This is a genomic window from Streptomyces sp. NPDC043680 (assembly GCF_056436685.1).
The window spans coordinates 178241-201193 of record NZ_JBWKCE010000002.1; the positions used below are offsets into that span (position 1 = coordinate 178241).

Below are 22953 nucleotides of genomic sequence, written 5' to 3' on the forward strand. Positions count from 1 at the left end.
CGGGGACCCACTCCCCGCCGCCCCGGCCCCGTTTCCCGCCCCGCGCCGCCACACCTCCAGCTCCAGGAGCAGAATCCCGATGTCCCGCCCCGCCCCGCGCACCCGCCTCGCCGCGGCCGTCTCCCTCGCCTCCGTCGCCGGCATGGCCGGCGCCCTCCTGGCCGCCGCACCCGCCACGGCCGCCTCGCTCTCCACCTGGGACAAGGTCGCCCAGTGCGAGGCCACCGGGAACTGGCAGGCGATCGACCCCACCGGCACCTACTTCGGCGGCCTCCAGTTCTCCCAGTCCACCTGGCAGGCGTACGGAGGACTGTCCTACGCCTCGCGGGCGGACCGCGCAACGAAGCAGCAGCAGATCCTGATCGGCGAGAAGGTGCTCAAGGGGCAGGGCGAGCGGGCCTGGCCGCTGTGCGGGCCGTCTTCCGGGCTCGGGGCGGACCACGCCGACCCGTACCCCGACCCGGTCCCGCCGGTCTCCAAGGTCACTGGCCCGGGCGCGGGCACCGTTCTGACCGGCCCGGTCGCGCTCACCGCCTCGGTGACGGACGCGGTCGGCACGCCGACCGGCGCCACGTTCTACGTGGACGGCACGGCGGTGGGCACGGACACCGGCGCCGGCCCCTCGTACACGGTCACCCTCGACACCGCGGGTCTGGCCGACGGCCCGCACACGCTCACCGTGAAGGCCGTGAACGACGCCGGCCAGACCGGGCCCGCTTCGGCCGGGGTCTCCTTCTTCACCGCCAACCGGTCCACGGCCACCCAGGCCTCGGGCGACTTCAACGGCGACGGCAAGGCCGACGTCGGTGTGCTGTACGACTACGGCCAGGAGGACGGCGGGGTCTTCCACTCGGCGCTGTGGACCTTCACCAGCACCGGGGCCGGCTTCAATGCGCCGGTGAAGGTGTGGGACAACGTGAGCGCCGGGGTCGGTTCGTGGAACTGGGACCGCTCGAAGGTGACGACGGGTGACTTCAACGGGGACGGCAAGTCGGACATCGGCGTGCTGTACAACAACGGCCAGGACGCGGACGGCACCAACCACACCGCGCTGTGGACGTTCACCAGCACCGGCAGCGGCTTCGCGAACCCGGTCCGGAAGTGGGAGAGCACAGGCTCCTGGAACTGGAACCGTTCCAAGCTGACCTCGGGTGACTTCGACGGCGACGGCAAGACCGACGTGGGCGTGCTCTACAACAACGGCCGGCAGGCCGACGGCACGAACATCACCGCGCTGTGGACCTTCACCAGCACGGGCTCCGGTTTCAACGCGCCGGTCAAGAAGTGGGACAACGACGACCGGACCACCGGCTCCTGGAACTGGGACCGCTCCAAGGTGGTGGCCGGGGACTTCACCGGTGACGGCAAGGCCGACGTCGGCGTGCTCTACAACAACGGCCGGCAGGCCGACGGCACGAACATCACCGCGCTGTGGACCTTCACCAGCACCGGTGCCGGCTTCAACGGCCCGGTCAAGAAGTGGGACAACGACGACCGGTCCACCGGCTCCTGGAACTGGGACCGCTCCAAGCCCGTCGCCGGCGACTTCAACGGTGACGGCAAGGCCGACGTCGGCGTGCTGTACGACAACGGGCAGGACGCGGGTGGCACCAACCACACCGCCCTGTGGACGATGACCAGCACCGGCGCCGGCTTCAGCGGCCCCGTCAAGAAGTGGGACTCCGGCAGCAACAGCTGGAACGCCGACGCGAGCAAGGTCACCGCCGGCGACTTCGACGGGGACGGCAGGACCGACGTCGGTGTGCTCTACAACTACGGACAGCAGGGCGACGGCACCAGCCGCACCGGCCTGTGGTCCTTCACCAGCAACGGCAGCGGCTTTGCGGCCCCGCTGAAGAAATGGGAGAGCACCGGCTCCTGGAACTGGTTCCGCAGCGACCTCGCCTGACCCGTAAGGGGCACGGTCGCACCCCAGGCGTTACTGCCTCGGGTGTCGGAAAGCAGAGGGCCCCGGTCCGCTCACGCGGACCGGGGCCCTCTTTCAGGGTGAGTGACGGGACTCGAACCCGCGGCCACCTGGACCACAACCAGGTGCTCTACCAACTGAGCTACACCCACCATGTCCGGTCGGGAAACCGACCGGCCGAAGAAAAGGGTACAGGGTCCGAGAGGGTGCTCGCTCCTCCCTTTCCGCCGCCCCGTCTCCGGAGGGGCCCGGCCGGGTCCTACTCGGCGGGCAGGGTGTACTTGGCCGCGATCGCCCGGGCCGTGTCCGAGTCGGGTCCGGGCTGGGGCACGAAGACCGCCTCCCGGTAGTAGCGCAGCTCGGCGATGGACTCCTTGATGTCCGCGAGCGCCCGGTGGTTGCCGTTCTTCGGCGGGCTGTTGAAGTAGGCCCTCGGGTACCAGCGGCGGGCCAGCTCCTTGACCGAGGACACGTCCACGATCCGGTAGTGCAGGTGGCTCTCCAGGGCGGGCATGTCGCGCAGCAGGAAGCCGCGGTCGGTGCCGACCGAGTTCCCGCACAGCGGAGCCTTGCGCGGCTCCTTCACGTGTTCCCGTACGTACGCCAGGACCTGCGCCTCGGCATCCGCCAGGGTGATCCCGTCGGCCAGCTCGTCGAGCAGGCCGGAGGCCGTGTGCATCTCGCGCACCACGTCGGGCATGGTCTCCAGGGCCGCTTCCGGCGGGCGGATCACCAGGTCCACGCCTTCGCCGAGCACGTTGAGCTCCGAGTCGGTGACCAGCGCGGCCACCTCGATAAGTGCGTCGTCCGTCAACGAGAGCCCGGTCATCTCGCAGTCGATCCACACCATGCGATCGTTCATGCGTCCACCTTATGCGGAAGGTCCGCCCCCTCGGTGACGACCGAGGAGGCGGACCTTGCCGGTTACGGCTACGCGTGCTCGCGCAGGACGCGGCCCGGGGCGTACAGCTCCGTCACCGTCGGTCCGGCCGCGGCGAGCGCCGCCGCCGCCCGCTGGGGCTGCGGAGTGCGCTGGTGCGGCACCGGCCCGCCGGAGACCTCCGCCACCTGCGCCACCTCGGACTGCGGCCGACGGGCCCGGTAGGCGGAGCGGTACGCGGCCGGGGAGGACCCCAGCTGCCGTCGGAAGTGCCCGCGCAGGGCCACCGGCGAGCGGAACCCGCAGCGCCCGGCGACCTCGTCGACCGAGTAGTCGGAGGTTTCCAGCAGCCGCTGTGCCTGGAGCACCCGCTGGGTGATCAGCCACTGGAGCGGCGCGCTGCCGGTCAGCGAGCGGAAGCGCCGGTCGAAGGTGCGCCGGCTCATGTAGGCGCGGGCGGCGAGGGTCTCCACGTCGAACTGCTCGTGGAGGTGCTCCAGCGCCCAGGCGACGACCTCGGCCAGCGGGTCGGCGCCGATCTCCTCCGGCAGCGACCGGTCGAGGTAGCGCTCCTGCCCGCCCGTGCGGCGCGGCGGGACCACCAGCCTGCGGGCCAGCGCGCCGGCCGCCTCGCTGCCGTGGTCCGTGCGCACGATGTGCAGGCACAGGTCGATTCCGGCCGCGGTTCCCGCCGAGGTGAGGACGTCACCGTCGTCGACGAACAGCTCGCGCGGATCGACATGGACGGACGGATACCGCTTGGCCAGCGTCGGCGCGTACATCCAGTGCGTCGTCGCGGGCCGGCCGTCCAGCAGGCCGGCGGCGGCGAGCACGAAGGCCCCCGTGCACAGCCCGACGATCCGGGCGCCCTCCTCGTGGGCCTGACGCAGGGCGTCGAGGGCCTCCGGAGGCGGCGGCGATGTGATGGAGCGCCATGCGGGCACGACGACCGTGCCTGCCCGGGCGATCGCCTCCAACCCGTACGGCGCGGTCAGCTCAAGCCCGCCGGTGGTCCGCAGCGGACCGTCCTCCCCGGCGCACACGAGCAGTCGATAGCGTGGAACTCCCGCGTCCTGCCGGTCGATGCCGAACACGGAGAGTGGAATGGAGCTCTCGAAGATCGGGCCGCCGCTGAACAGCAGCACCGCGACGATCTCCCTGCGGCGACGCCCCGCGAGCTTCCGGCCGGCGTCCGTGACGACGGCGGTGGAATCCTGGCTCATGGCTAAGCCCCCCTTGGGTGTCGCGACTCCTTGGTCTGGTCGCACCTGCACGTTTCCCCTCGGCCTTGCACGTGGATCCCCCGCCGTAAATACATGATCGAATCTACTGCGTCCCGTGGTGTCGGCGTGACAAGTTCAGCACGCAGCGCTATGTCGACTTGGCAACTTGGCGAAAAGCATTCGATCAGGAAGCGTTCCACTCCGCTACCGAAGTGGGAAGCTCGCGCTCCGGCCGTGGCCAGTACCCATAGGGTCGTGGCGCCCCCCTGGCTTCGTCGTCGCTGGTGGTGGGGGGGTTGGGGGGACATTCCGGCAAGACCGGCACCCTGCCGGGAAGTTGGCTGAAAACGTGCGGGTGTGGGTGTGCGAATAAGTCAGTCCTGAGGGGAGATGCCGCCGGGACCGGAGCGGCCCCGGTGTCCGCCGCCCCCGGATGCGCTCCCGCCGCGCGAACGGCGGCGGCGCCGGCGGGCCCCCGGCCGGCCCCCGGCCAGGACCATGGCGGCGGCCCGCTCGGCCTTCTCGGAGCGGCGCAGCAACGCCCGGCACACCGCGGTGACGGCGGCCAGCCCGAGGGTCGCGACGACGGCCCCGCCGAAGGAGGTCCCGTAGATGACGAGCACCACCGGGACCAGCAGGCAGCTGAAGGCCGCCCAGCGCACCACGTCACCCGCGGGGTCGTCATGCGGGCGCCGGGCGGATGGCACGGACGGGTGAAGGGGGGAGGGCGTGAAATGCGGTGTCGTGTCGACGCGGTGGACGGACCGAGCGGACTGGGCGGGCTGGACGGGGTGAACCGGATGGCCGGGCACGGCGTGCTCCCTGCGGGCTCTTCCTGGACGGTCGGACGCCTGTCCAACGGCGTGCGCAGGGCCTCGGTCACTGCGCTCACGGGTGGCGAACCGGGCGGCTCGTCACTGGCTGTAGGGAGCAGCGGCCATTGCCAAGGAGCCCTCGCTCCGGCATGCTCCCTGGGACGCTCTCCAAGGGCGGCAAGCCCTGTGCAGGACAGGAGTGTCGCCGTACCCTGGGGGTAACGGGCTTGGGAAGATGCTTCCCGGACAGAGCTCCGTCACCCTGAGTCGTCGTTTTCGCCCATCGCCGCCCCCTCGCCTTGTCCCTTCGCCCGAGGACCTCTTCGCCGAGACATCCATGGCCGGTCACGAATTCCCCGAACCAGCGGACCGCAAGCGCAAACCCCTCGCCGACCACGCGTCGAGCGACCTGCGCGCGGTGGAACAGACGCGCCACGCCTGCGACCCGGCCTTCCGGCACGGGGTCGTGGTGGGCTTCGACGGCTCCACGTCCAGTGAGCGCGCCCTCGCGTACGCGATCGGGATGGCCCGCCGGTCCGGATCGGGCCTGATCATCGTGCACGTGGCGAACCGGCTGCCCACCACCGTGTGGGCGGGCTGCGAGCCGCCCGTCTTCGTGGACGTGCCGGACCACCGCACCGAGGTGCTGGGGCTGGAACTCGCCTGCGCCGACTACCTCGCCGAGGTGCCCTGGATCCTGGTCGAGCGGGGCGGGGACATCTGCCACGAGCTGGAGGAGGTCGGCCGGGAGTACTCGGCGGACGCCATCGTGGTCGGCTCCACGCACGGGATCGTCGGCCGGATCTTCGGCTCGGTGGCGGGGCGGCTGGCCAAGCGGGCCCAGCGACCCGTTGTTGTCATTCCGTAACCCGCTGTATGCCGGTTGTGCGGTTGTGAACCCCCATGTAAAGGGTAGATAAGTGCTGCTGGGACGCAGCAAACAACTGCAGATCGAAGGGAGCCCGCCGTGGACAATGGTGTCTCTGCGGGAAGCACAGCCTCTACTTCGACCCTCGGGCACATAGCCCTGGGTCTCACCCTTCTCGCATTCGGTATCGGCCACACCGGCATCATCGACGGCGTGTCCGCTGCCGGCTCCGTGTCGCTCGCGATGTACGTCGGCGGCGCAGCCCTCTTCCTCCTCGGCCTCCTGGAGTACCGCGGCGGCAACGGGTTCAACGGCACCGCGTTCGCGGGCCTCGGCATCTTCTGGTTCACGTGGGCCAAGGGCGCGGGCGCGTCGGTCTCCGACGAGGCCGCCGGAACGTTCCTGGTGCTCTTCGCGATGCTCGCGCTGACCCTCACCCTCGCCGCCGCGAGCGGTGTCTTCGGCCAGGGCATGTACGCCCTGCTGACCCTGTCCCTCCTCCTGCTGGCCATCGCCTCGTTCGCCGACAGCGGCGTACTGGCCAAGGCCGGCGGCTGGGTCGCCGCCGTGTCCGGCCTGCTGGCCTGGTACGGGGCCACCGCGGCCCTCGCGCACTGGCCGATGGCGCTCGGCAGGTCCCGCAGGGGCGCGGTCGCCGCGAGCTGAGCGCACCCGCGGTACGGCACCGCGGTACGGCAGTACTGCGGTACGGCAATACCGCAGTACGGCAGGACCCCCGGGCGCAGGGCGCCCGGGGGTCCGCTCATGCCTGGTCGGCGACCGGCCTGCCGACTACTCGACGGTGACGGACTTCGCCAGGTTGCGCGGCTTGTCGATGTCCCGGCCCAGGGCCAGGGCCGTGTGGTACGCCAGCAGCTGGAGCGGGATGCCCATCAGGATCGGGTCCAGCTCGTCCTCGTTCTTGGGCACGAGGATGGTGTGGTCCGCCTTCTCCTGCTCGCGGTGGGCGACCGCCAGGATCCGGCCGCTGCGGGCCTTGATCTCCTCCAGCGCCGCGCGGTTCTTCTCCAGCAGGTCGTCGTCCGGGACGATCGCGACCGTGGGCATCGCCGGCTCGATGAGCGCCAGCGGGCCGTGCTTGAGCTCGGAGGCCGGGTAGGCCTCGGCGTGGATGTAGGAGATCTCCTTCAGCTTCAGCGAGGCCTCCAGGGCCACCGGGTAGCCGCGGACCCGGCCGATGAACATCATCGACTTGGCCTCGGCGTACTCGGCCGCCAGCTGCTTGATGTCCTCCTCGCCCTTGAGGATCTCCTCGATCTGGGCGGGCAGCCTGCGCAGGCCCTCGATGATCCGCTTTCCGTCGGTCACCGACAGGTCGCGGATGCGGCCGAGGTGCACGGCGAGCAGCGCGAAGGCCACGACCGTGTTGGTGAAGCACTTGGTGGAGACGACGCAGACCTCGGGGCCGGCGTGCACGTACACGCCGCCGTCCGCCTCCCGGGCGATCGCGGAGCCGACCACGTTGACCACGCCGAGGACGCGGGCGCCCTTGCGCTTGAGCTCCTGCACGGCGGCCAGCACGTCGTAGGTCTCACCGGACTGGGAGACCGCGATGTAGAGGGTGTCGGGGTCCACGACCGGGTTCCGGTAGCGGAACTCGGAGGCCGGCTCGGCGTCCGCGGGGATGCGGGCCATGCTCTCGATGAGGCCGGCGCCGATCAGGCCCGCGTGGTACGAGGTGCCGCAGCCGAGGATCTTGACGCGGCGGATGCCGCGCGCCTCGCGGGGGTCCAGGTTCAGGCCGCCCAGGTGGACGGTGTTGAAGCGGTCGTCGATCCGGCCGCGCAGCACGCGGTCGACCGCGTCGGGCTGCTCGGAGATCTCCTTGTGCATGTAAGTGTCGTGGCCGCCCATGTCGTAGGAGGCGGCCTCCCACTCCACGGTCTCCGGGGTGGCGGTGGTGGTGGCACCGCTGGTGGTGTAGGTGCGGAAGTCGTCGGCCTTCAGGGTGGCCATCTCGCCGTCGTCGAGGGTGACGACCTGGCGGGTGTGGGCGACGAGCGCGGCGACGTCCGAGGCGACGAACATCTCCTTCTCGCCGATGCCGAGCACGACGGGGGAGCCGTTGCGGGCGACGACGATGCGGTCGGGGAAGTCCGCGTGCATGACGGCGATGCCGTAGGTGCCCTCGATCGCCTTGACGGCCTCGCGGACCTTCTCCTCCAGCGTGTCGGCCACGGAGCGCGCGATCAGGTGGACGATGACCTCGGTGTCGGTCTCCGAGAGGAAGACCACACCCTCCGCCTCCAGCTTGGTGCGGAGCTCGGCGGCGTTGTCGACGATGCCGTTGTGGACGACCGCGACCTTGTTGTCGGCGTCGAGGTGCGGGTGGGAGTTGATGTCGCTCGGGGCGCCGTGGGTGGCCCAGCGGGTGTGGGCGATGCCGGTGGTGCCGGCGAAGCGCTTGGGCACGCGGGATTCCAGGTCGCGGACGCGGCCCTTGGCCTTGACGACCTTCAGCGCCGCGGACTTCGGGCTGTTGACGACGATGCCCGCGGAGTCGTATCCGCGGTACTCCAGCCGCTGCAGGCCCTCCAGCAGCAGCGGTGCCACGTCACGCTTGCCGATGTATCCCACGATTCCGCACATAAAGTGTTGCCCCTCCTGAGGTTCGGTTGCCGTGCCGGTCGCGCCGGTGCTCAGCCGTAGACGATGCGGCGCAGCTGCCGCAGAGACAGCTGTGGCGGTGCCACGGCACGGTGCGGCAGCTCGGCCGCGATGCGCTCGAAGATCTCCGCGTTGACCGCGCCGCCGGACTGGAGCTCCCGGTGCCGGCGGCGGACGAATTCCTCGGTCGTCTCGTCGAAGTACGCGAGTACGTCGAGCACCACCCGGGCGGCCTCGCCGCGCTGCAGCGAGGTGCTGCGCACCAGGTGGTCGACGAGGTCGTCATGGGACGGGCGGCGATCGAGCACCCGTAGATACTGACCGGACTCCCCTGGGAAAGCAAAGATCCTGCCCGATTCCGGGCAGGATCGCTCTGGTCTGGACCAGGGGAATCCTTTCATCCGGTTGGAAAAGGGTGCAAAAGCGGTCAGAAGCGGCGCAAAACGGCCTGCTTGGCCGCGGTGAACTCGTCAGCCGTGAGGATGCCCGTCTGGTGCAGCTCGCCGAGCTCCCGCAGCCGACGCAGCAGCGCGTCGTGGTCCTCGGCGGCCGCCGGCCCGGGAGGCGCGGCCGCAAGCTCCGCCACCGGCGCCACCGCCATGACCGGCGCGGGCTCGGGCGGGGTGGCCGGATGCGGCATCCGCACCGCCACGGCCGCCGCGACCAGCGCCATCAGCGGGTCCTTCTTGAAACCGAACAGCTCCACCGTGTGCGGGTCGTACTTCGGCGCCGGAGCCGGCGGGGCACCCGCCAGGGTGAAGCGGATCCAGCCGTTCTCCAGCCCCTTCGACGGGGACCATTCGACCGCCTCCACGTCCGCGACCCGGAACTCGCGCGGGCCCCCCGAGCTCTTGGCCTCCTCCGTCGTCCAGTTCCAGTCCAGGACCACCCGGTCGCCGTCGAAGGCCACCGTCCCGTCCCCCGCGCCGACCGTGATCGGCACGGCCGGGCCGGGCAGCAGGTACGCGTCGACCGGGCCGGGGGCCACCTGCTCCAGCAGCAGGGCGTTCCGCACCTCGTCCACGAAGTACTCCGCCACCCCGCTCCGGTCCGCCTCCACGGTCAGCCGGTACGGGTCGGAGGCCTCCGGCAGCCGCCCGCCCGTCACCTGGAGCAGGGGGTCCGCACCGTCACGCAGCCGCAGTCTCAGCCGGCCCGCCTTGCGGCCCGGTTCGTAGGAGACCCCGGCGAGCGCCCGCAGCGGTACGACCACCTCGCCCAGGGTCTGGCGCAACAGCCCCACCCCCTTGTCGCGGCCGGGCACGATCCGCACCACGTCGCCCTCGAAGGTCCATGTGCCGTCCTTCTGGATGATTTCCGCCATCCAGCGATTCTCGCACCGCTCCTGGAAGGCCAGTTGGCCTATACCTGGGCCATGAGAGTCCTGCGACGCACGCTCGGAACCCTCCTCTTCCTCGGCGCGGCCGTCTCCTGCGCCCCCGCCCCCGGCGACGACGCCAGACCCGGGACCGTGCGCCCCGCCGTCCTCGCCCCCTACGAACGGCTCCTGCCGGCGCCCGCCTCCGCCCGCGCCGAGGGCGCCGGCTACCTCTTCGGGGCGGGCACGGTCATCCGTACCGGCCCGGGCGGCGACGAGGAGGTGCGGGGAGTCGGCGAGCTCCTCGCGGAACAGCTCCGGGCCTCCAGCGGGCTGCCGCTCCCGGTGGTCGGCGGCTCCGAGGGCGACGGGGTGCGGCTGCTGCTCGACGAGGGGGCCGAGGGGGTCGGCGAGGAGGGCTACCGGCTGCACTCCGACCCGCGCGGGGTCACCCTCACCGCCCGGACCCCGGCGGGCCTCTTCCACGCCGGCCAGAGCCTGCGCCAGCTGCTCCCGGTGACCGGGCCGGGGACGGTGCCGGGCGGGGAGATCACCGACGCGCCCCGCTTCGCGTACCGCGGGGCCATGCTCGACATCGCCCGCCACTACTTCACGGTGGAGCAGGTGAAGCGGTACGTCGACCAGATCTCCGCCTACAAGGTCAACACGCTCCACCTCCACCTCACCGACGACCAGGGCTGGCGGATCGCCGTCGACGGCTGGCCGCGGCTGGCGGAGTACGGGGGTGGCAGCGAGGTCGGCGGGGGCCCGGGCGGGTACTGGACGAAGGACCAGTACCGGGACCTGGTCGCCTACGCCGGCCGGCGCTACGTGGACGTGGTCCCGGAGATCGACATGCCGGGGCACGTGAACGCCGCCCTGGCCTCCTACGCGGAACTCAACTGCGACGGCAAGGCGCCCGAGCGCTACACCGGGACCAAGGTCGGCTTCAGCTCGCTGTGCGTCGGCAAGGAGCGGACGTACGAGTTCATCGACGAGGTGCTCGGCGAACTCGCCGAGATGACGCCGGGCCGCTACCTCCACATCGGCGGCGACGAGGCGCACTCCACCCCGGCGGCGGACTACGCGGCATTCATGGACCGCGCCCAGGAGGTCGTGGGCCGCCACGGCAAGACGGTGGTGGCCTGGCACCAGCTGGCCGCGGCCCGCCCGGCGCAGGGCGCGGTCCTCCAGTACTGGGGCCACGACCGGACCCCGGCCGCGGAGAAGGCGGCGGTGGCCGCCGCGGCGAAGACGGGCCACCCGCTGATCCTCTCCCCGGCGGACCGGCTGTACCTGGACATGAAGTACGACACCACCACCAAGCCGGGCCTGGCCTGGGCGGGCTACGTCCCGGTCAAGCGCGCCTACGACTGGAACCCCGGCACCTACCTGGCCGCGTCCGGAGTCCCGCAGTCCGCGGTCCTGGGGGTGGAGGCACCCCTGTGGACGGAGACCATCGCGACCCGCCCGGACCTGGAGTTCATGGCCTTCCCGCGGATCCTCGGCCTGGCCGAACTCGGCTGGTCCCCGGGCCCCGTGGACTGGCCCTCCTACCGCCAGCGCCTGGCCGTCCAGGCCCCCCGCCTGGACGCCCAGGACACCACGTACTACCGCTCCCCGGACGTGCCCTGGGGGTGAGCCGTCACCGCCGGGCGAAGGGCGCGACGGGGTTTTTGAGGGTGCCCACCAGTTGGAGGGCCGCCGAGGGGTCGGTGAGGTCGACCATCTGCCGGTTGTTGCGCAGCTGGAGGCGGTTGAGGCAGGACAGCCGGAACTCCTCGGCGAAGAGGTCGTACCGGGCGAAGCGGTCCGCCAGCTCGGGCACCGACTCCTGGTAGGCGTGGGCGCAGTCCGCCACCGCCTGCCAGAACACCGACTCCTCGCACAGACCCTCCGCGGCGAGGATCGGGCCGAGGAAGCGGAAGAAGCAGTCGAAGACGTCCGTGAAGATCGACAGCAGCTTCATCTCCTCCGGGACGTCCGCCCGGATGCGTTCCACCGCGGGCGGCAGGACCGCGTCCGGGTCCATGACCACGATCTCCTCGGCGATGTCCTTGAAGACCGCCCGCTTCACGACCCCGTTCTCGATGACCAGGATCGTGTTCTCGCCGTGCGGCATGTACGCGAGGTCGTACCGGTAGAAGCAGTGCAGGAGCGGGACCAGGTAGGCGCGCAGGTACGCGCGCAGCCACTCCCGCGGGGGCAGGCCCGACTCCTCGATCAGCGCGCCGACGAAGGACCGGCCCTCCGCGTCGACGTGGAGGAGGGAGGCCATGGTGGCCAGGCGTTCGCCGGGGCGCAGGGAGGCCACAGGGGATTCGCGCCACAGGGCCGCCAGCATCTTGCGGTACGGGGAGTGCCGGTCGGTGGCACGCTCGTACTGGCGGTGGTGATAGCCGATCGCCGCGCGCTCGCGGATGATCGAGAAGTCGACCGACCGCAGGACGGGGTCGGACCCGACGAGCTGGTGGAGCCAGTCGTTGATCGCCGGGGTGGCCTCCATGTAGGCGGCCGAGAGCCCCCGCATGAAGCCCATGTTCAGCACCGAGATCGCCGTCTTGACGTAGTGCTTCGCGGGGGCGCTGGTGTTGAAGAAGGTGCGGATGGACTGCTGGGCGAGGTGGGAGTCCGCGCCCTCGCCGAGCAGGACCAGGCGGCGGTTCGCGATCTCGGAGGCGAAGGTGACCGTGGTCTTGTTCCACCACTGCCAGGGGTGCACCGGCAGGAGGTGGTAGTCCGCCAGGTCCAGGCCGAGGCCGGACATGCGGGCCTCGAAGGCCGCGAGGGTCTCCTCGCCCAGCTCCGCCCGCATGAAGGCGTCGTGGTCCAGGCCCGAGCCCGCCGTGAAGGTGGACACGTCCTTGCGGGCCGCCACCCACACCAGGTGGACCGGGCTCGCCGCCTCGGGGGCGTACGAGAGGTACTCGTGCAGGCCGAAGCCGAGGCGGCCGTTGTTGGCGACGAAGCAGGGGTGGCCCTGCGTCATACCCGTCTCGATGTCCTGGAACGAGGACTTCGCGAGGACGGCCGCCGACACCTGCGGCTTCGTGTACGTGAAGCCCGCGCCCGCCAGGGTGGAGGAGATCTCCTCCAGGTACACCGGCAGGACCTCGGGGCTCAGCCCCAGCGTCTCGCGCAGCTCGATGACGAAGTCCAGGGCGTCCAGCGGGAGCTCGGTGCCGTCCCGGTGCCGGGTGATCGAGGACGCGTCCACCGACCAGTGCTCCAGGGCGTGGAGGCGCGCGGAGAAGCGGTACTCCACCGAGGCGTCGTCGCTCCGGACCACCCAGCGGTCCTCGCCCAGCGGTTCCGGGGTCAGCAGGCGCTCGTGGGAGAACTCCGCCACGGCCTTGCGGACCAGGGCGCGGTTGGCCCGGGCCCACGGCTCGGGGGAGAGATGGGAGACGGCGTCGGCGAGGCTCATGCCGGGGCTCCCGTCGTGATGCCGGTGGCGGCCTCGAAGCCGGCGCGGGTGCAGAAGCTCAGCAGGGCCTCCTTCTCCGGCTTGCGGATCGGGCCGTCCGCCACGAAGCCCACCGCCTCGTTGAGCGCATGGACCGCCGTGTTGCCGACGTCCGGTTCGACCACGACGCGCTGCGTGGCCGCGTCCGCGAACAGGGCGGCCATCACCGTCGTGATCACCGCGCGGGTGAAGCCGCCGAGGGGCCGGTCGCTCGGCGCGACCAGGAAGTGCATGCCGACGTCGCCGGGCCGGGCGTCGTACAGGCCGACCAGTTCCAGCCGGCCCGGGTCGTAGCGCTCCATCAGGAAGGCCGGTTCCCCCTCGTGGAGGCCGATGAAGGCGTCGTGGTGCTCGGACGCGGCGATCTTCATGTACGCGCGCTCGACGTCCGGGAGCGTGGCGCCCTGCATCAGCCAGAACGCGGCCTTGGGGTGGGTGACCCAGCCGTGGAGCAGCTCCGCGTCGGCGAGGGGGTCCAGGGAGCGGAGGGAGAAGGTCCCCAGGGCCGGGTCCGTCCGGCTGAAGAGGATGTCGGTGGTGCTCATGCGCTGATCCCTTCCGGGGCCCCGAACTGCTGGAACGCGATGGACTTCTCGACCTTGTAGTACTCCCGGCCGAGGAGCTCGCCGATGATGTACGCGTTGCGGTACGCGGCCATGCCCAGGTCGGGCGAGGTGACGGAGTGGTTGTGGACCGTGCCGTTCTGCAGGAAGACCCCGCGGCCGGTCACGTCGATGCTGTAGTTGCGGGCCGCGTCGGGACGGCCGCGGCCGTCGAAACGGAGGCGGTCGCGGACCGGGGCGAGGAAGTCCGGGAGGGTGTACGCGTAGCCCGTCGCGAGGACCAGGCCCTCGGTCGTGAGGGAGAAGTCGCGCTCCTGCTCCTCCTGGCGCAGCCCCAGGGTGTAGGCGCCGGCCGTGGTGTCGTACGCCGCCGAGTTGAGCGAGGTGTTGGTCAGCAGGGTGGTCGGGACGGGGCCCGGCAAGGAGACCTTCTTCTGGTAGAGCAGGTCGAAGATGGCGTTGATCAGCTCGCCGTCAATGCCCTTGAAGAGGCTCTTCTGCTGCGTCTCCAGGCGGTGGCGGGTGTGCTCGGGCAGCGCGTGGAAGTAGTCCACGTACTCCGGTGAGGTCATCTCCAGCGTCAGCTTGGTGTATTCGAGCGGGAAGAAGCGGGGGGATCGGGTGATCCAGTTGAGCCGGTAGCCGTGGACGTCGATCTCACCGAGCAGGTCGTAGTAGATCTCGGCGGCGCTCTGGCCCGAACCGACCAGCGTGATCGACTTCTTCTTCTGCAGCTCCGCCTTGTGGTGCATGTAGCCGCTGGTGTGCGTGAAGTCGCCGGGCAGGCCGGCGCAGGCCTCGGGAACGAAGGGCGGGGTGCCGGTGCCCAGGACCAGGTGGCGGGCGAGGTGCGTCCCGCCGCGGTCGGTGTGGACCTCGTACAGGCCGGCCCGCTCGTCGTAGGTGACCTCGGTGACGGAGGTGGAGTACAGGACGTTGTCGAGGCGGTCGGCGGCCCACCGGCAGTAGTCGTCGTACTCGGTGCGCAGCGGGTAGAAGTTCTCCCGGATGTAGAAGGGGTACAGCCGGTCCCGGTCCTTCAGGTAGTTGAGGAAGGAGAAGGACGAGGTCGGGTCGGCCAGCGTGACCAGGTCCGACATGAACGGCGTCTGGAGGTGGGCGCCGTCCAGGAACATCCCGGCGTGCCACTCGAAGTGCGGCTTCGTCTCGATGAAGAGGCCGTCGAGTTCGCCGATCGGCGCGGTCAGGCAGGCGAGCCCCAGATTGAAGGGGCCGAGGCCGATACCGATGAAGTCGTGGGGCCGGTGGGGCTCACGGGGCTCACGCGTGCGAGGGCCACGAGGCTCACGGAGAGCACGGGGCTCACGAGATGACTGCAAGGGATTCTCCCAGGTACTGCTCGGCGTGGGACGCGAGGAGGTCGAGGACTGCCGCGATGTCGGCCGTCGTGGTCTGCGGGTTGAGCAGGGTGAACTTCAGGTACTGGCGCCCGTCCACCCGGGTGCCCGCGACGACGGCCTCGCCCGAGGCGAACAGGGCCTTGCGGGCGTGCAGGTTCGCCTCGTCGACCAGGTCCGCCCGGACGTCTCCCGCGGCCGGGGGTCCCTCCCGGAGGTGGCCGGGGGAGTAGCGGAAGACCAGGGTGGACAGCTGCGGTCTGACGACCACCTCGAAGCGCGGGTCGGCGGCGATGACCTCCCAGCCCGCCGCGGCCAGGTCGACGACCTCGTCGAAGAGGGATCCGATGCCGTCGGCGCCCATCACGCGCAGGGTCATCCACAGCTTGAGCGCGTCGAAGCGGCGGGTGGTCTGGAGGGACTTGTCGACCTGGTTGGGAATCCTCTCCTCGGCCATCCGGCGAGGGTTGAGGTAGTCCGCGTGGTACGTGGCGTGCTTCAGCGTGTCGCGGTCGCGGACCAGTACGGCGCTGGAGCTGACCGGCTGGAAGAAGGACTTGTGGTAGTCCACGGTCACCGAGTCGGCGCGCTCGATGCCGTCGAGGAGGTGCCGGCGGGTGGGGGAGACCAGCAGTCCGCAGCCGTACGCGGCGTCCACGTGCATCCAGGCGGAGTGTTCGGCGGCCAGGCGGGCGATCTCGGGAAGCGGGTCTATGGACCCGAAGTCGGTGGTACCGGCGGTGGCCACGACGGCCATCGGGACGAGGCCCTCGCGGGCGCAGCTCTCCAGTTCCAGGGCCAGGACCGCGGTGTCCATGCGGCGGTTGCGGTCCACCGGAACGGCGATGACCGCCTCGTGGCCGAGGCCGAGCAGGGCGGCCGACTTCTGCACGCTGAAGTGGCCGGCCTCGGAGGTGAAGATGCGCAGCTTCGGGAGGACTTCGGACTTGAGCAGGGCCCGCGGGCTGTTCTGCACGACGGACCGGCAGGCCTCGTCGCGGGCCAGGAGCAGCGCGTGGAGGTTGGACTGGCTGCCGCCCGAGGTGAAGACGCCGTCCGCGGCGGGACCGAGGCCGATGCGCTCGGCGGTCCAGTCGATCAGGCGGCGCTCGATGAGCGTGCCGCCGATGGACTGGTCCCAGGTGTCCAGCGAGGAGTTGACGGCCGAGAGGACGGCCTCGCCCAGCACGGCGGGGATGACCACCGGGCAGTTGAGGTGGCCGAGGTAGCGGGGGTGGTGGAAGTACACCGCGTCGCGCAGGTAGACCTCTTCCAGCTCGTCGAGGACGGCGGCCGGGTCGGCGAGCGGCCGGTCCAGGTCGATCCCGTCGATGACCGGGGCGAGTGCGTCGACGGAGCGGCCGGTGTGGGGCCGCCGGGTGGAGGCGAGTTTGGCGGCGACGCGCTCGACGCCTTCGGTGACGGAGCGCCGGTAGAGGTCCGCGGTCGACTCATTCAGCAGATGCGAGCGCATCAACGTTCCTCCGGCAGGGGGCGGGTGGTTGGGGAAGTTGTTATTTAGGTTAGCCTAACCTAACTTCTTGGCCAACCAGAGGAAGGGCCCCGGCTGGAAGCCGGGGCCCTTCTGAACTCTTCTGAAAACGAGCAGCGTTGCTACAGTTCGGCGGTCGGCTCCTCGCTGGGCGCCCGCCCCGCGTAGGCCTCCGCGAGGAGCTCCTCCTCGCTCGCGCCGAGCCGCCAGTAGCCGGTGAATCGCACGGCGCGCCGGTCGAGGGAACGTTCCTTCACGAGGTGGCGGCGTACGGCGCGGATCGTCCCCGCCTCGCCCGCCACCCAGGCGTAGGGCGCTTCGGCGGCGGGCAGTTCCGCCGCCCGGACCACCTCCAGCAGTCGCTCGGTACGCTCACGGCCCGCGCCCTCCTCCCGCACGATCCAGGTGATGTCCGCGTCGGCAGGGGTCCGCAGGGCGAGCCGGTCGTCCGGGTGCGGTACCTCGAACCAGGCGGTGACCCGCCTGCCCTCCGGGAGGCGTTCGAGGATCGCGGCGGCCGCCGGGAGGGCGGTCTCGTCGGCGTACATCACCAGCGCGTCGGTCCCGGCAGGCGGCTGGAAGCGTACGGACTTGTTCTGCGCGACGGCCGGACCGATCGCCTGGATCCGGTGGCCGGGGAGGGCGCGCCCGGCCCAGGAAGAGGCGGGGGAGCCCGCCGCGCCGGCGGCGGACGTCCCGGTTCCGTGCCGGACGAAGTCGATGTCGAGCTCGACGGTGTCCGTCCCCGTACCCCGCTGCTCGCGGACGGTGTACGAGCGCATCACCGGGCGTTCCTCGTCGGGCATCGCCCGCCAGGCCGCGAACCAGGTGTCCTCGTCGGTGGACGGGAGCCGGGTGTGTTCCCGGTGCGGGGGCGGCAGGAACAGCGACAGGCTCTGGTCGTAGCCGCCCGAGCGGAAGCCCGCGAGGGACTCGCCGCCGAACGTGACCCGCAGGAAGGAGTGTCCGACCCGGAGGGTGCGGACCACTTCGAGGGTGAAGAAGCGGAAGTCGGCCACGGTCACGGGTCAGCCGGCCTTCTTGGCGTTCTGGATGGACTTCGCGAGGTCCTCCAGGATCTGGGCGCACTTGTCGTACGAGTAGATCGGCTCGGTCACGCGCGGGGCGACCTGGCCGGCCTTGACCGCGGGCAGTTCGTTCCAGGTGGGCTTGGCCTTGAGGTCCTGCGGCTGGAGGGTGCCGGTGCGGTTGTCGAGCAGGATGAGGTCGGCCGGGTACTTGCCGGCGTTCTCCCAGCTCAGGCTCTCGTAGAAACCGCCCTGGTCCAGCTTCTCCGGGATGACGAACTGGACGCCGAGCTGCTCGAAGTACTTGAGGTCGGCGGAGGTCTTCGGGGTGGAGACGTAGAACAGGTCGGCGGAGCCGGAGCCGACGAGCACCTTCACGCCCGGGTTGGCCTTGGTGGCCTCGCGCACCTTGCCGGCGGCGGCCTCGAAGCGGGCCTTCGCGTCGGCCGTCTTCTTGCTGTTCAGGTCGGCGCCGAGGGACTTGGCCAGGTCGGCCGTGCGCTCCAGGGCCTTGTCGAGGGAGGCGTCGCCGCCCACCGAGATCGCGGCGGCCGGAGCCAGCTTGAGGATCTTTTCCCGTGATGCCTGCGGGACGTACCAGTAGGTGCCGTCCCAGGTGTTGGTGACCAGCAGTTCGGGTTGCAGGGCCGCGTACTTCTCGACGTTGAACTCGTCGTAGGCGTTGCCGAGGATCTCGACCTTCGAGACGTCCAGCGAGCCGGCCTGGACGTCGGGCTTGCCGTCGGCGGTCTTCGTCGGGCCGAACACGCCCTTGACGGGGATTCCGTAGTCGTACAGCGCGGCGGCGGTGCCGGTGAAGGCCACGACGTTCTTCGGCTTGGCCTTGAGGCTGATCTCCTTGCCGAGGTCGTCCTTGAAGGTCCAGGCGCCCGAGGCGGCGGTGCCCTTGTCGGTGTCGCCCGGCCCGTCCTTCGCGGAGTCGGAGCCGCCGCACGCGGCCAGCGCCGCGACGAGGCCGAGGGCGCCGCCGGCTGCGAGGAGTCCGCGGCGGGAGAGGGGTGAGATACGGGACGTGGGCATGTCGAAGTCCGCTTTCGTGCGAGCCGGCGGCCACGGGCGTGCGCCGGGGGCCGTTCGCGAGGAAGGTTAGCCTAACCTTCCCTGAAGGCGATAAGGGGACCCTAACTCACAACGCGTCAGGGTCCCCTCCGGTGGTGCGGGGACGCGGCTAGCCGGCGAAGCCCAGCTCGCGCGCGATGAGCATGCGCTGCACCTCGCTCGTGCCCTCGCCGATCTCCAGGATCTTGGAGTCGCGCCACATCCGGGCCACGGGGTACTCGTTCATGAACCCGTAGCCGCCGTGGATCTGCGTGGCGTCGCGCGCGTTGTCCACCGCCACGGTCGAGGAGTACAGCTTCGCGATGGCGGCCTCCTTCTTGAACGGCTCCCCCGCCACGAGCCGGGAGGCGGCGTCGCGCCAGCCGATGCGGGCCATGTGGGCGCGCATCTCCATGTCCGCCAGCTTGAACTGGATGGCCTGGTTGTCGCCGATCGCCTTGCCGAAGGCGTGCCGCTCCTTGGCGTACTTCACCGACTCGTCCACACAGCCCTGCGCGAGACCCGTGGCGAGCGCCGAGATGGCGATGCGGCCCTCGTCGAGGATCCGCAGGAACTGGGCGTAGCCGCGGCCCTCCTCGCCCACCAGGTTGGCGAGCGGCACCCGGACGTTGTCGAAGGCCAGCTCGCGGGTGTCCGAGGAGTTCCAGCCGACCTTGGAGTACGGGGCGGCCACCGTGAACCCGGGGGTGCCGGACGGGACGATGATCGAGGAGATCTCCGGACGGCCGTCGGGCTTGCGGCCGGTCACCGCCGTGACGGTGACCAGACCCGTGATGTCGGTACCGGAGTTGGTGATGAAGCACTTGGAGCCGTTGATCACCCACTCGTCGCCCTCGCGCACGGCGGTGGTGCGGGTGCCTCCCGCGTCGCTGCCCGCGCCCGGCTCGGTCAGGCCGAAGGCGCCCAGCACCTCGCCCGAGCACATCTTCGGCAGCCACTCCTGCTTCTGCTCCTCGGAGCCGAAGAGGTAGATGGGCATGGCGCCCAGGGAGACGCCGGCCTCCAGGGTGATGGCGACCGAGGAGTCGACGCGGGCCAGCTCCTCCAGGGCGATGCCGAGGGCGAGGTAGTCCCCGCCCATGCCGCCGTACTCCTCGGGGAAGGGCAGCCCGAACAGGCCCATCCGGCCCATCTCGCGGACGATCTCGTACGGGAACTCGTGCCGCTCGTACAGGTCGCCGATCTTGGGAGCGATGACGTCGTGCGCGAACTCCTCGACGGTGCGGCGGAGTTCCTCGTGCTCGGGGGTGAGCCGGTGGTCGAGGGCCATGGTGTTCTTACTCCTTGTGGGAGAGGGCGCGGACGGTACGGGAGGGGCTGGGCCGCCCCAGCTGTTCGGCCATCCACACGCTCGTGGCGGTGAGGGCGGCCAGGTCGACCCCGGTCTCGATGCCGAGGCCGTCGAGCATCCACACCAGGTCCTCGGTGGCGAGGTTGCCGGTGGCGCTCTTGGCGTACGGGCACCCGCCGAGGCCGCCTGCGGACGCGTCGACGGTGGTCACGCCGCACTGCAGCGCGACGAGGGTGTTGGAGAGGGCCTGCCCGTAGGTGTCGTGGAAGTGGACGCCGATCCGGTCGACGGCGACGCCCTCCTCGCCCAGCGCCTCCAGCAGCACCCGGACATGGCCCGGGGTCGCGACGCCGATGGTGTCGCCGAGACTGAGCTCGTCGCAGCCCAGGTCGAGCAGGGCCTTGGCGACGCGGACCACCTGGGGGACCGGGACCGCGCCCTCCCAGGGGTCCCCGAAGCACATGGAGAGGTAGCCGCGCACGTGCGCTCCGCCCTCCTTGGCCCGCGCCACGACGGGCTCGAACATGGCCAGGGACTCGTCGACGGTGCGGTTGAGGTTGCGGGAGGCGAAGGTCTCGGTCGCCGAGCCGAAGACGGCGATCCGGGTGGCCCCGAGGGTGAGCGCCCGGTCGAGCCCGCGCTCGTTGGGGACCAGCACGGGCAGGGCCGCGTCCACGTCGGAGAGCAGCGGGAACAGCTGCTCCGCGTCCGCCAGCTGGGGCACCCACTTGGGGTGCACGAAGCTGGTGGCCTCCACGGTGTCCAGGCCCGCCGCCGCGAGGCGGTGGATGAACTCCGCCTTGACGGCGGTGGGAACCGCCGTCTTCTCGTTCTGCAGGCCGTCGCGGGCACCGACCTCGTGGATCCGTACGCGGGCGGGCAGGCCGGGGGCCGGGACGGTCATGGGCAGGCCGATCATGCCGCCTCCTCCTCTTCTTCGTCCGGGGTGACGACGGCCAGGACCTGGTCCATGGCGACGGTGGTGCCGGGGGAGACGTCCAGCTCGGTGACGGTGCCGGCGTGCGGGGCGGAGATGACGTGCTCCATCTTCATGGCCTCGACCACGAGCAGGCTCTGCCCGGCGGTCACCTTGTCGCCGACGGCCACCTTGACGACGGTGACGGTGCCGGGCATGGGCGCGGCGAGGGTGTCGGCGCCCGACCGGCCGGCGCCGGTGAGCGCCGCGGCGACGGGGTCGTGGTGCTGCACGTGCCAGGAGTCGGCGTCGCGCCCGAGCCAGACCCCCTCCGGGGAGGCGGCGTGGCTGAACCGGTGGGTGATGCCGTCGAGTTCGATGGTGAGGTCGTGGGTGGTGCGGGCCACGATCCGGCCGCGCGCCGGTGCGCCGGGGCTCTGCCCCAGGCCCCGCGCCCCCATCGCCGGCGAGGCTGATTCCGCCCCGGCGGGGTCGGCGAGGAGCAACTCCTGCTCCGAGCCGCGTGCGCGGGTGCGGACCTCGACCGGGTCGAGGCCCGGGAGGCGGAAGTGGTGGACCGTCCAGGCGGGCGTGCCGCCGAGACGCCAGCCGCTGGCGGTGTCGAACGGGTCGACCCATCCGGCCTGCCCGGCCGGCCCCTTTCCGGAAGGGGCGGGGTGGGCGAGCGACAGCAGGGCCGCCGCCGCGTACACCTCCGGCGGGACGCCGTCGGGCAGGAGCGTGGCCAGGTCCCGCTCCACCAGCCCGGTGTCCAGGTCCCCGGACACCACGTCCGGGTGTGCCAGCAGCCTGCGCAGGAACCCCGCATTGGTCTGGACGCCGAGGATCACCGTGTCGGCGAGCGCCCCCCGGAGCACCCGCAGGGCACTGGCCCGGTCGGGCCCGTAGGCGATCACCTTCGACAGCATCGGGTCGTACGTCGACCCCGTGTCCACCCCCGACACCAGGCCCGAGTCGGTGCGCACCGCACCGCCCGACGGCTCCGACAGCGCCAGGACCGTACCGCCGGACGGCAGGAACCCGCGCGCCGGGTCCTCCGCGCAGACGCGGGCCTCGATGGCGTGCCCGGTGAGCCGGACCCCGGACTGGTCGAAGCCGAGCGGCTCGCCCGCCGCCACCCGCAGCTGCTGCTCCACCAGGTCCAGGCCGGTGATCAGCTCCGTGACCGGGTGCTCCACCTGGAGCCGGGTGTTCATCTCCATGAAGTAGTACGAGGACGGGTCCCCGCCCGGCACGATGAACTCCACCGTGCCCGCGCCGACATAGCCGCACGAGCGGGCCGCCTCCACGGCCGCCGCGCCCATGGACGCCCGCAGCTCCGGCGTCAGGAGGACCGAGGGGGCCTCCTCGATGACCTTCTGGTGGCGCCGCTGGAGCGAGCACTCGCGCTCCCCGAGGTGGACCACGTTGCCGTGCGCGTCCGCCAGCACCTGGATCTCGATGTGCCGCGGCCGGTCCACCCACCGCTCCACGAGCAGGGTGTCGTCGCCGAAGGAGGAGCGGGCCTCGCGCCGGGCCGCCGCGATCTCCTCCGCCAGCACGGCCGCGTCCCGGACCAGGCGCATGCCCTTGCCGCCGCCGCCCGCGGAGGGCTTCAGCAGCACCGGCATGCCGATCTTCTCGGCCGCCGCGACCAGATCGGCGTCCGACAGGCCGCTGCCGGAGGAGCCGGGCACCACCGGGACACCGGCGGCGCGGACGGTCTCCTTGGCGCGGATCTTGTCGCCCATCAGGGAGATGGCCGAGGCCGGCGGCCCGATGAAGGCCAGGCCCGCCTCCGCGCAGGCCGCCGCGAAGGCCGCGTTCTCCGCGAGGAACCCGTACCCCGGGTGGACCGCCTCGGCCCCCGTGCGGCGGGCCGCGTCGAGCAGCCGCTCCACCGACAGGTAGCTCTCGGCGGCGGCCGCCGGGCCGATCCGGACGGCCGTGTCGGCCTCCCGTACGTGACGGGCGTCCGCGTCCGCGTCGCTGAAGACGGCCACCGACCGCACACCGAGCTCCCGCAGCGTGCGGATGACCCGGACCGCGATCTCGCCCCGGTTGGCGACCAGAACAGTGCTGAACATCGAAGAGGTCCTC

The 22953-nt window shown here is 71.3% G+C and carries 19 protein-coding genes and 1 tRNA gene; 4 read left to right on the plus strand and 16 right to left on the minus strand.

The genetic code is table 11. The features are described 5' to 3' along the window. Nucleotides 1–79 precede the first annotated feature (79 nt). The gene (locus tag AC0666_RS04255) at nucleotides 80–1909 is read left to right on the plus strand and encodes a transglycosylase family protein (protein ID WP_478707060.1); all 1830 of its coding nucleotides are present in this window, start codon (nucleotides 80–82) and stop codon (nucleotides 1907–1909) included. A gap of 97 nt (nucleotides 1910–2006) precedes the next feature. Here AC0666_RS04255 and AC0666_RS04260 read toward each other — a convergent pair. The 4 genes from AC0666_RS04260 to AC0666_RS04275 form a co-directional block, all read right to left on the minus strand. Beyond that, nucleotides 2007–2079: transfer RNA gene (locus tag AC0666_RS04260), tRNA-His, on the minus strand. 107 nt (nucleotides 2080–2186) lie between these two features. After that, on the minus strand, nucleotides 2187–2789 hold the full coding sequence (orn, locus tag AC0666_RS04265; RefSeq protein WP_468968183.1) for an oligoribonuclease: 603 nt from the start codon (nucleotides 2787–2789) through the stop codon (nucleotides 2187–2189). A gap of 68 nt (nucleotides 2790–2857) precedes the next feature. Continuing rightward, on the minus strand, nucleotides 2858–4030 hold the full coding sequence (locus AC0666_RS04270; RefSeq protein ID WP_468968180.1) for a helix-turn-helix domain-containing protein: 1173 nt from the start codon (nucleotides 4028–4030) through the stop codon (nucleotides 2858–2860). Between the two features lie 374 nt (nucleotides 4031–4404). After that, entirely contained in the window at nucleotides 4405–4737 is a 333-nt protein-coding gene (locus tag AC0666_RS04275; protein WP_468968178.1) for a hypothetical protein, read from the minus strand. Nucleotides 4738–5182: 445 nt separating this feature from the next. Between AC0666_RS04275 and AC0666_RS04280 the strand changes: the two genes are divergently transcribed. Beyond that, on the plus strand, nucleotides 5183–5713 hold the full coding sequence (locus tag AC0666_RS04280) for a universal stress protein (protein ID WP_356846768.1): 531 nt from the start codon (nucleotides 5183–5185) through the stop codon (nucleotides 5711–5713). A 99-nt stretch (nucleotides 5714–5812) separates the two neighbouring features. Then, a complete protein-coding gene (locus AC0666_RS04285; RefSeq protein WP_468582855.1) occupies nucleotides 5813–6379 on the plus strand; it encodes a GPR1/FUN34/YaaH family transporter in 567 nt (188 codons plus the stop codon). Nucleotides 6380–6505: 126 nt separating this feature from the next. Here AC0666_RS04285 and glmS read toward each other — a convergent pair whose 3' ends face one another. The 3 genes from glmS to AC0666_RS04300 form a co-directional block, all read right to left on the minus strand. Next, complete coding sequence (gene glmS / locus AC0666_RS04290) at nucleotides 6506–8323, minus strand: glutamine--fructose-6-phosphate transaminase (isomerizing) (protein WP_468968173.1); 1818 nt, start codon at nucleotides 8321–8323, stop codon at nucleotides 6506–6508. 50 nt (nucleotides 8324–8373) lie between these two features. Beyond that, nucleotides 8374–8649 (minus strand): hypothetical protein, encoded by a 276-nt coding sequence (locus AC0666_RS04295; RefSeq protein ID WP_356846763.1) that lies wholly within the window; start codon nucleotides 8647–8649, stop codon nucleotides 8374–8376. A gap of 119 nt (nucleotides 8650–8768) precedes the next feature. After that, nucleotides 8769–9665, minus strand: coding sequence for a DUF4429 domain-containing protein (locus AC0666_RS04300; RefSeq protein WP_468968169.1), 897 nt, complete (start codon nucleotides 9663–9665; stop codon nucleotides 8769–8771). A gap of 51 nt (nucleotides 9666–9716) precedes the next feature. Between AC0666_RS04300 and AC0666_RS04305 the strand changes: the two genes are divergently transcribed. Further along, nucleotides 9717–11300 (plus strand): beta-N-acetylhexosaminidase, encoded by a 1584-nt coding sequence (locus AC0666_RS04305; protein WP_468968166.1) that lies wholly within the window; start codon nucleotides 9717–9719, stop codon nucleotides 11298–11300. Nucleotides 11301–11304: 4 nt separating this feature from the next. On the opposite strand, the gene AC0666_RS04310 is transcribed toward AC0666_RS04305, so the two are convergent. From AC0666_RS04310 to AC0666_RS04350, 9 genes are all read right to left on the minus strand, one after another. Continuing rightward, nucleotides 11305–13086 carry an IucA/IucC family protein gene (locus AC0666_RS04310; RefSeq protein ID WP_468968163.1) on the minus strand — a complete coding sequence of 594 codons (1782 nt, stop codon included), beginning with the start codon at nucleotides 13084–13086 and terminating at the stop codon, nucleotides 11305–11307. Continuing rightward, complete coding sequence (locus tag AC0666_RS04315) at nucleotides 13083–13670, minus strand: GNAT family N-acetyltransferase (protein ID WP_468968160.1); 588 nt, start codon at nucleotides 13668–13670, stop codon at nucleotides 13083–13085. The genes AC0666_RS04310 and AC0666_RS04315 overlap by 4 nt, the downstream gene beginning before the upstream one ends. Further along, on the minus strand, nucleotides 13667–14938 hold the full coding sequence (locus AC0666_RS04320) for a lysine N(6)-hydroxylase/L-ornithine N(5)-oxygenase family protein (protein WP_468968539.1): 1272 nt from the start codon (nucleotides 14936–14938) through the stop codon (nucleotides 13667–13669). Before AC0666_RS04320 ends, AC0666_RS04315 begins: the two co-directional genes overlap by 4 nt. A 73-nt stretch (nucleotides 14939–15011) precedes the next feature. Beyond that, nucleotides 15012–16520, minus strand: a complete 1509-nt coding sequence (locus tag AC0666_RS04325) for a pyridoxal phosphate-dependent decarboxylase family protein (protein WP_468968157.1) — start codon at nucleotides 16518–16520, stop codon at nucleotides 15012–15014. 140 nt (nucleotides 16521–16660) lie between these two features. Then, a complete protein-coding gene (locus AC0666_RS04330; RefSeq protein WP_478707061.1) occupies nucleotides 16661–17563 on the minus strand; it encodes a siderophore-interacting protein in 903 nt (300 codons plus the stop codon). Nucleotides 17564–17566: 3 nt separating this feature from the next. Continuing rightward, nucleotides 17567–18607 carry an ABC transporter substrate-binding protein gene (locus AC0666_RS04335; RefSeq protein ID WP_468968152.1) on the minus strand — a complete coding sequence of 347 codons (1041 nt, stop codon included), beginning with the start codon at nucleotides 18605–18607 and terminating at the stop codon, nucleotides 17567–17569. A 148-nt stretch (nucleotides 18608–18755) separates the two neighbouring features. Next, nucleotides 18756–19916 (minus strand): acyl-CoA dehydrogenase family protein, encoded by a 1161-nt coding sequence (locus AC0666_RS04340; protein WP_468582870.1) that lies wholly within the window; start codon nucleotides 19914–19916, stop codon nucleotides 18756–18758. A gap of 7 nt (nucleotides 19917–19923) precedes the next feature. Then, nucleotides 19924–20856, minus strand: a complete 933-nt coding sequence (locus AC0666_RS04345; RefSeq protein WP_478707062.1) for a hydroxymethylglutaryl-CoA lyase — start codon at nucleotides 20854–20856, stop codon at nucleotides 19924–19926. After that, on the minus strand, nucleotides 20853–22940 hold the full coding sequence (locus AC0666_RS04350) for an acetyl/propionyl/methylcrotonyl-CoA carboxylase subunit alpha (protein ID WP_468968145.1): 2088 nt from the start codon (nucleotides 22938–22940) through the stop codon (nucleotides 20853–20855). Before AC0666_RS04350 ends, AC0666_RS04345 begins: the two co-directional genes overlap by 4 nt. Nucleotides 22941–22953: the final 13 nt, after the last annotated feature.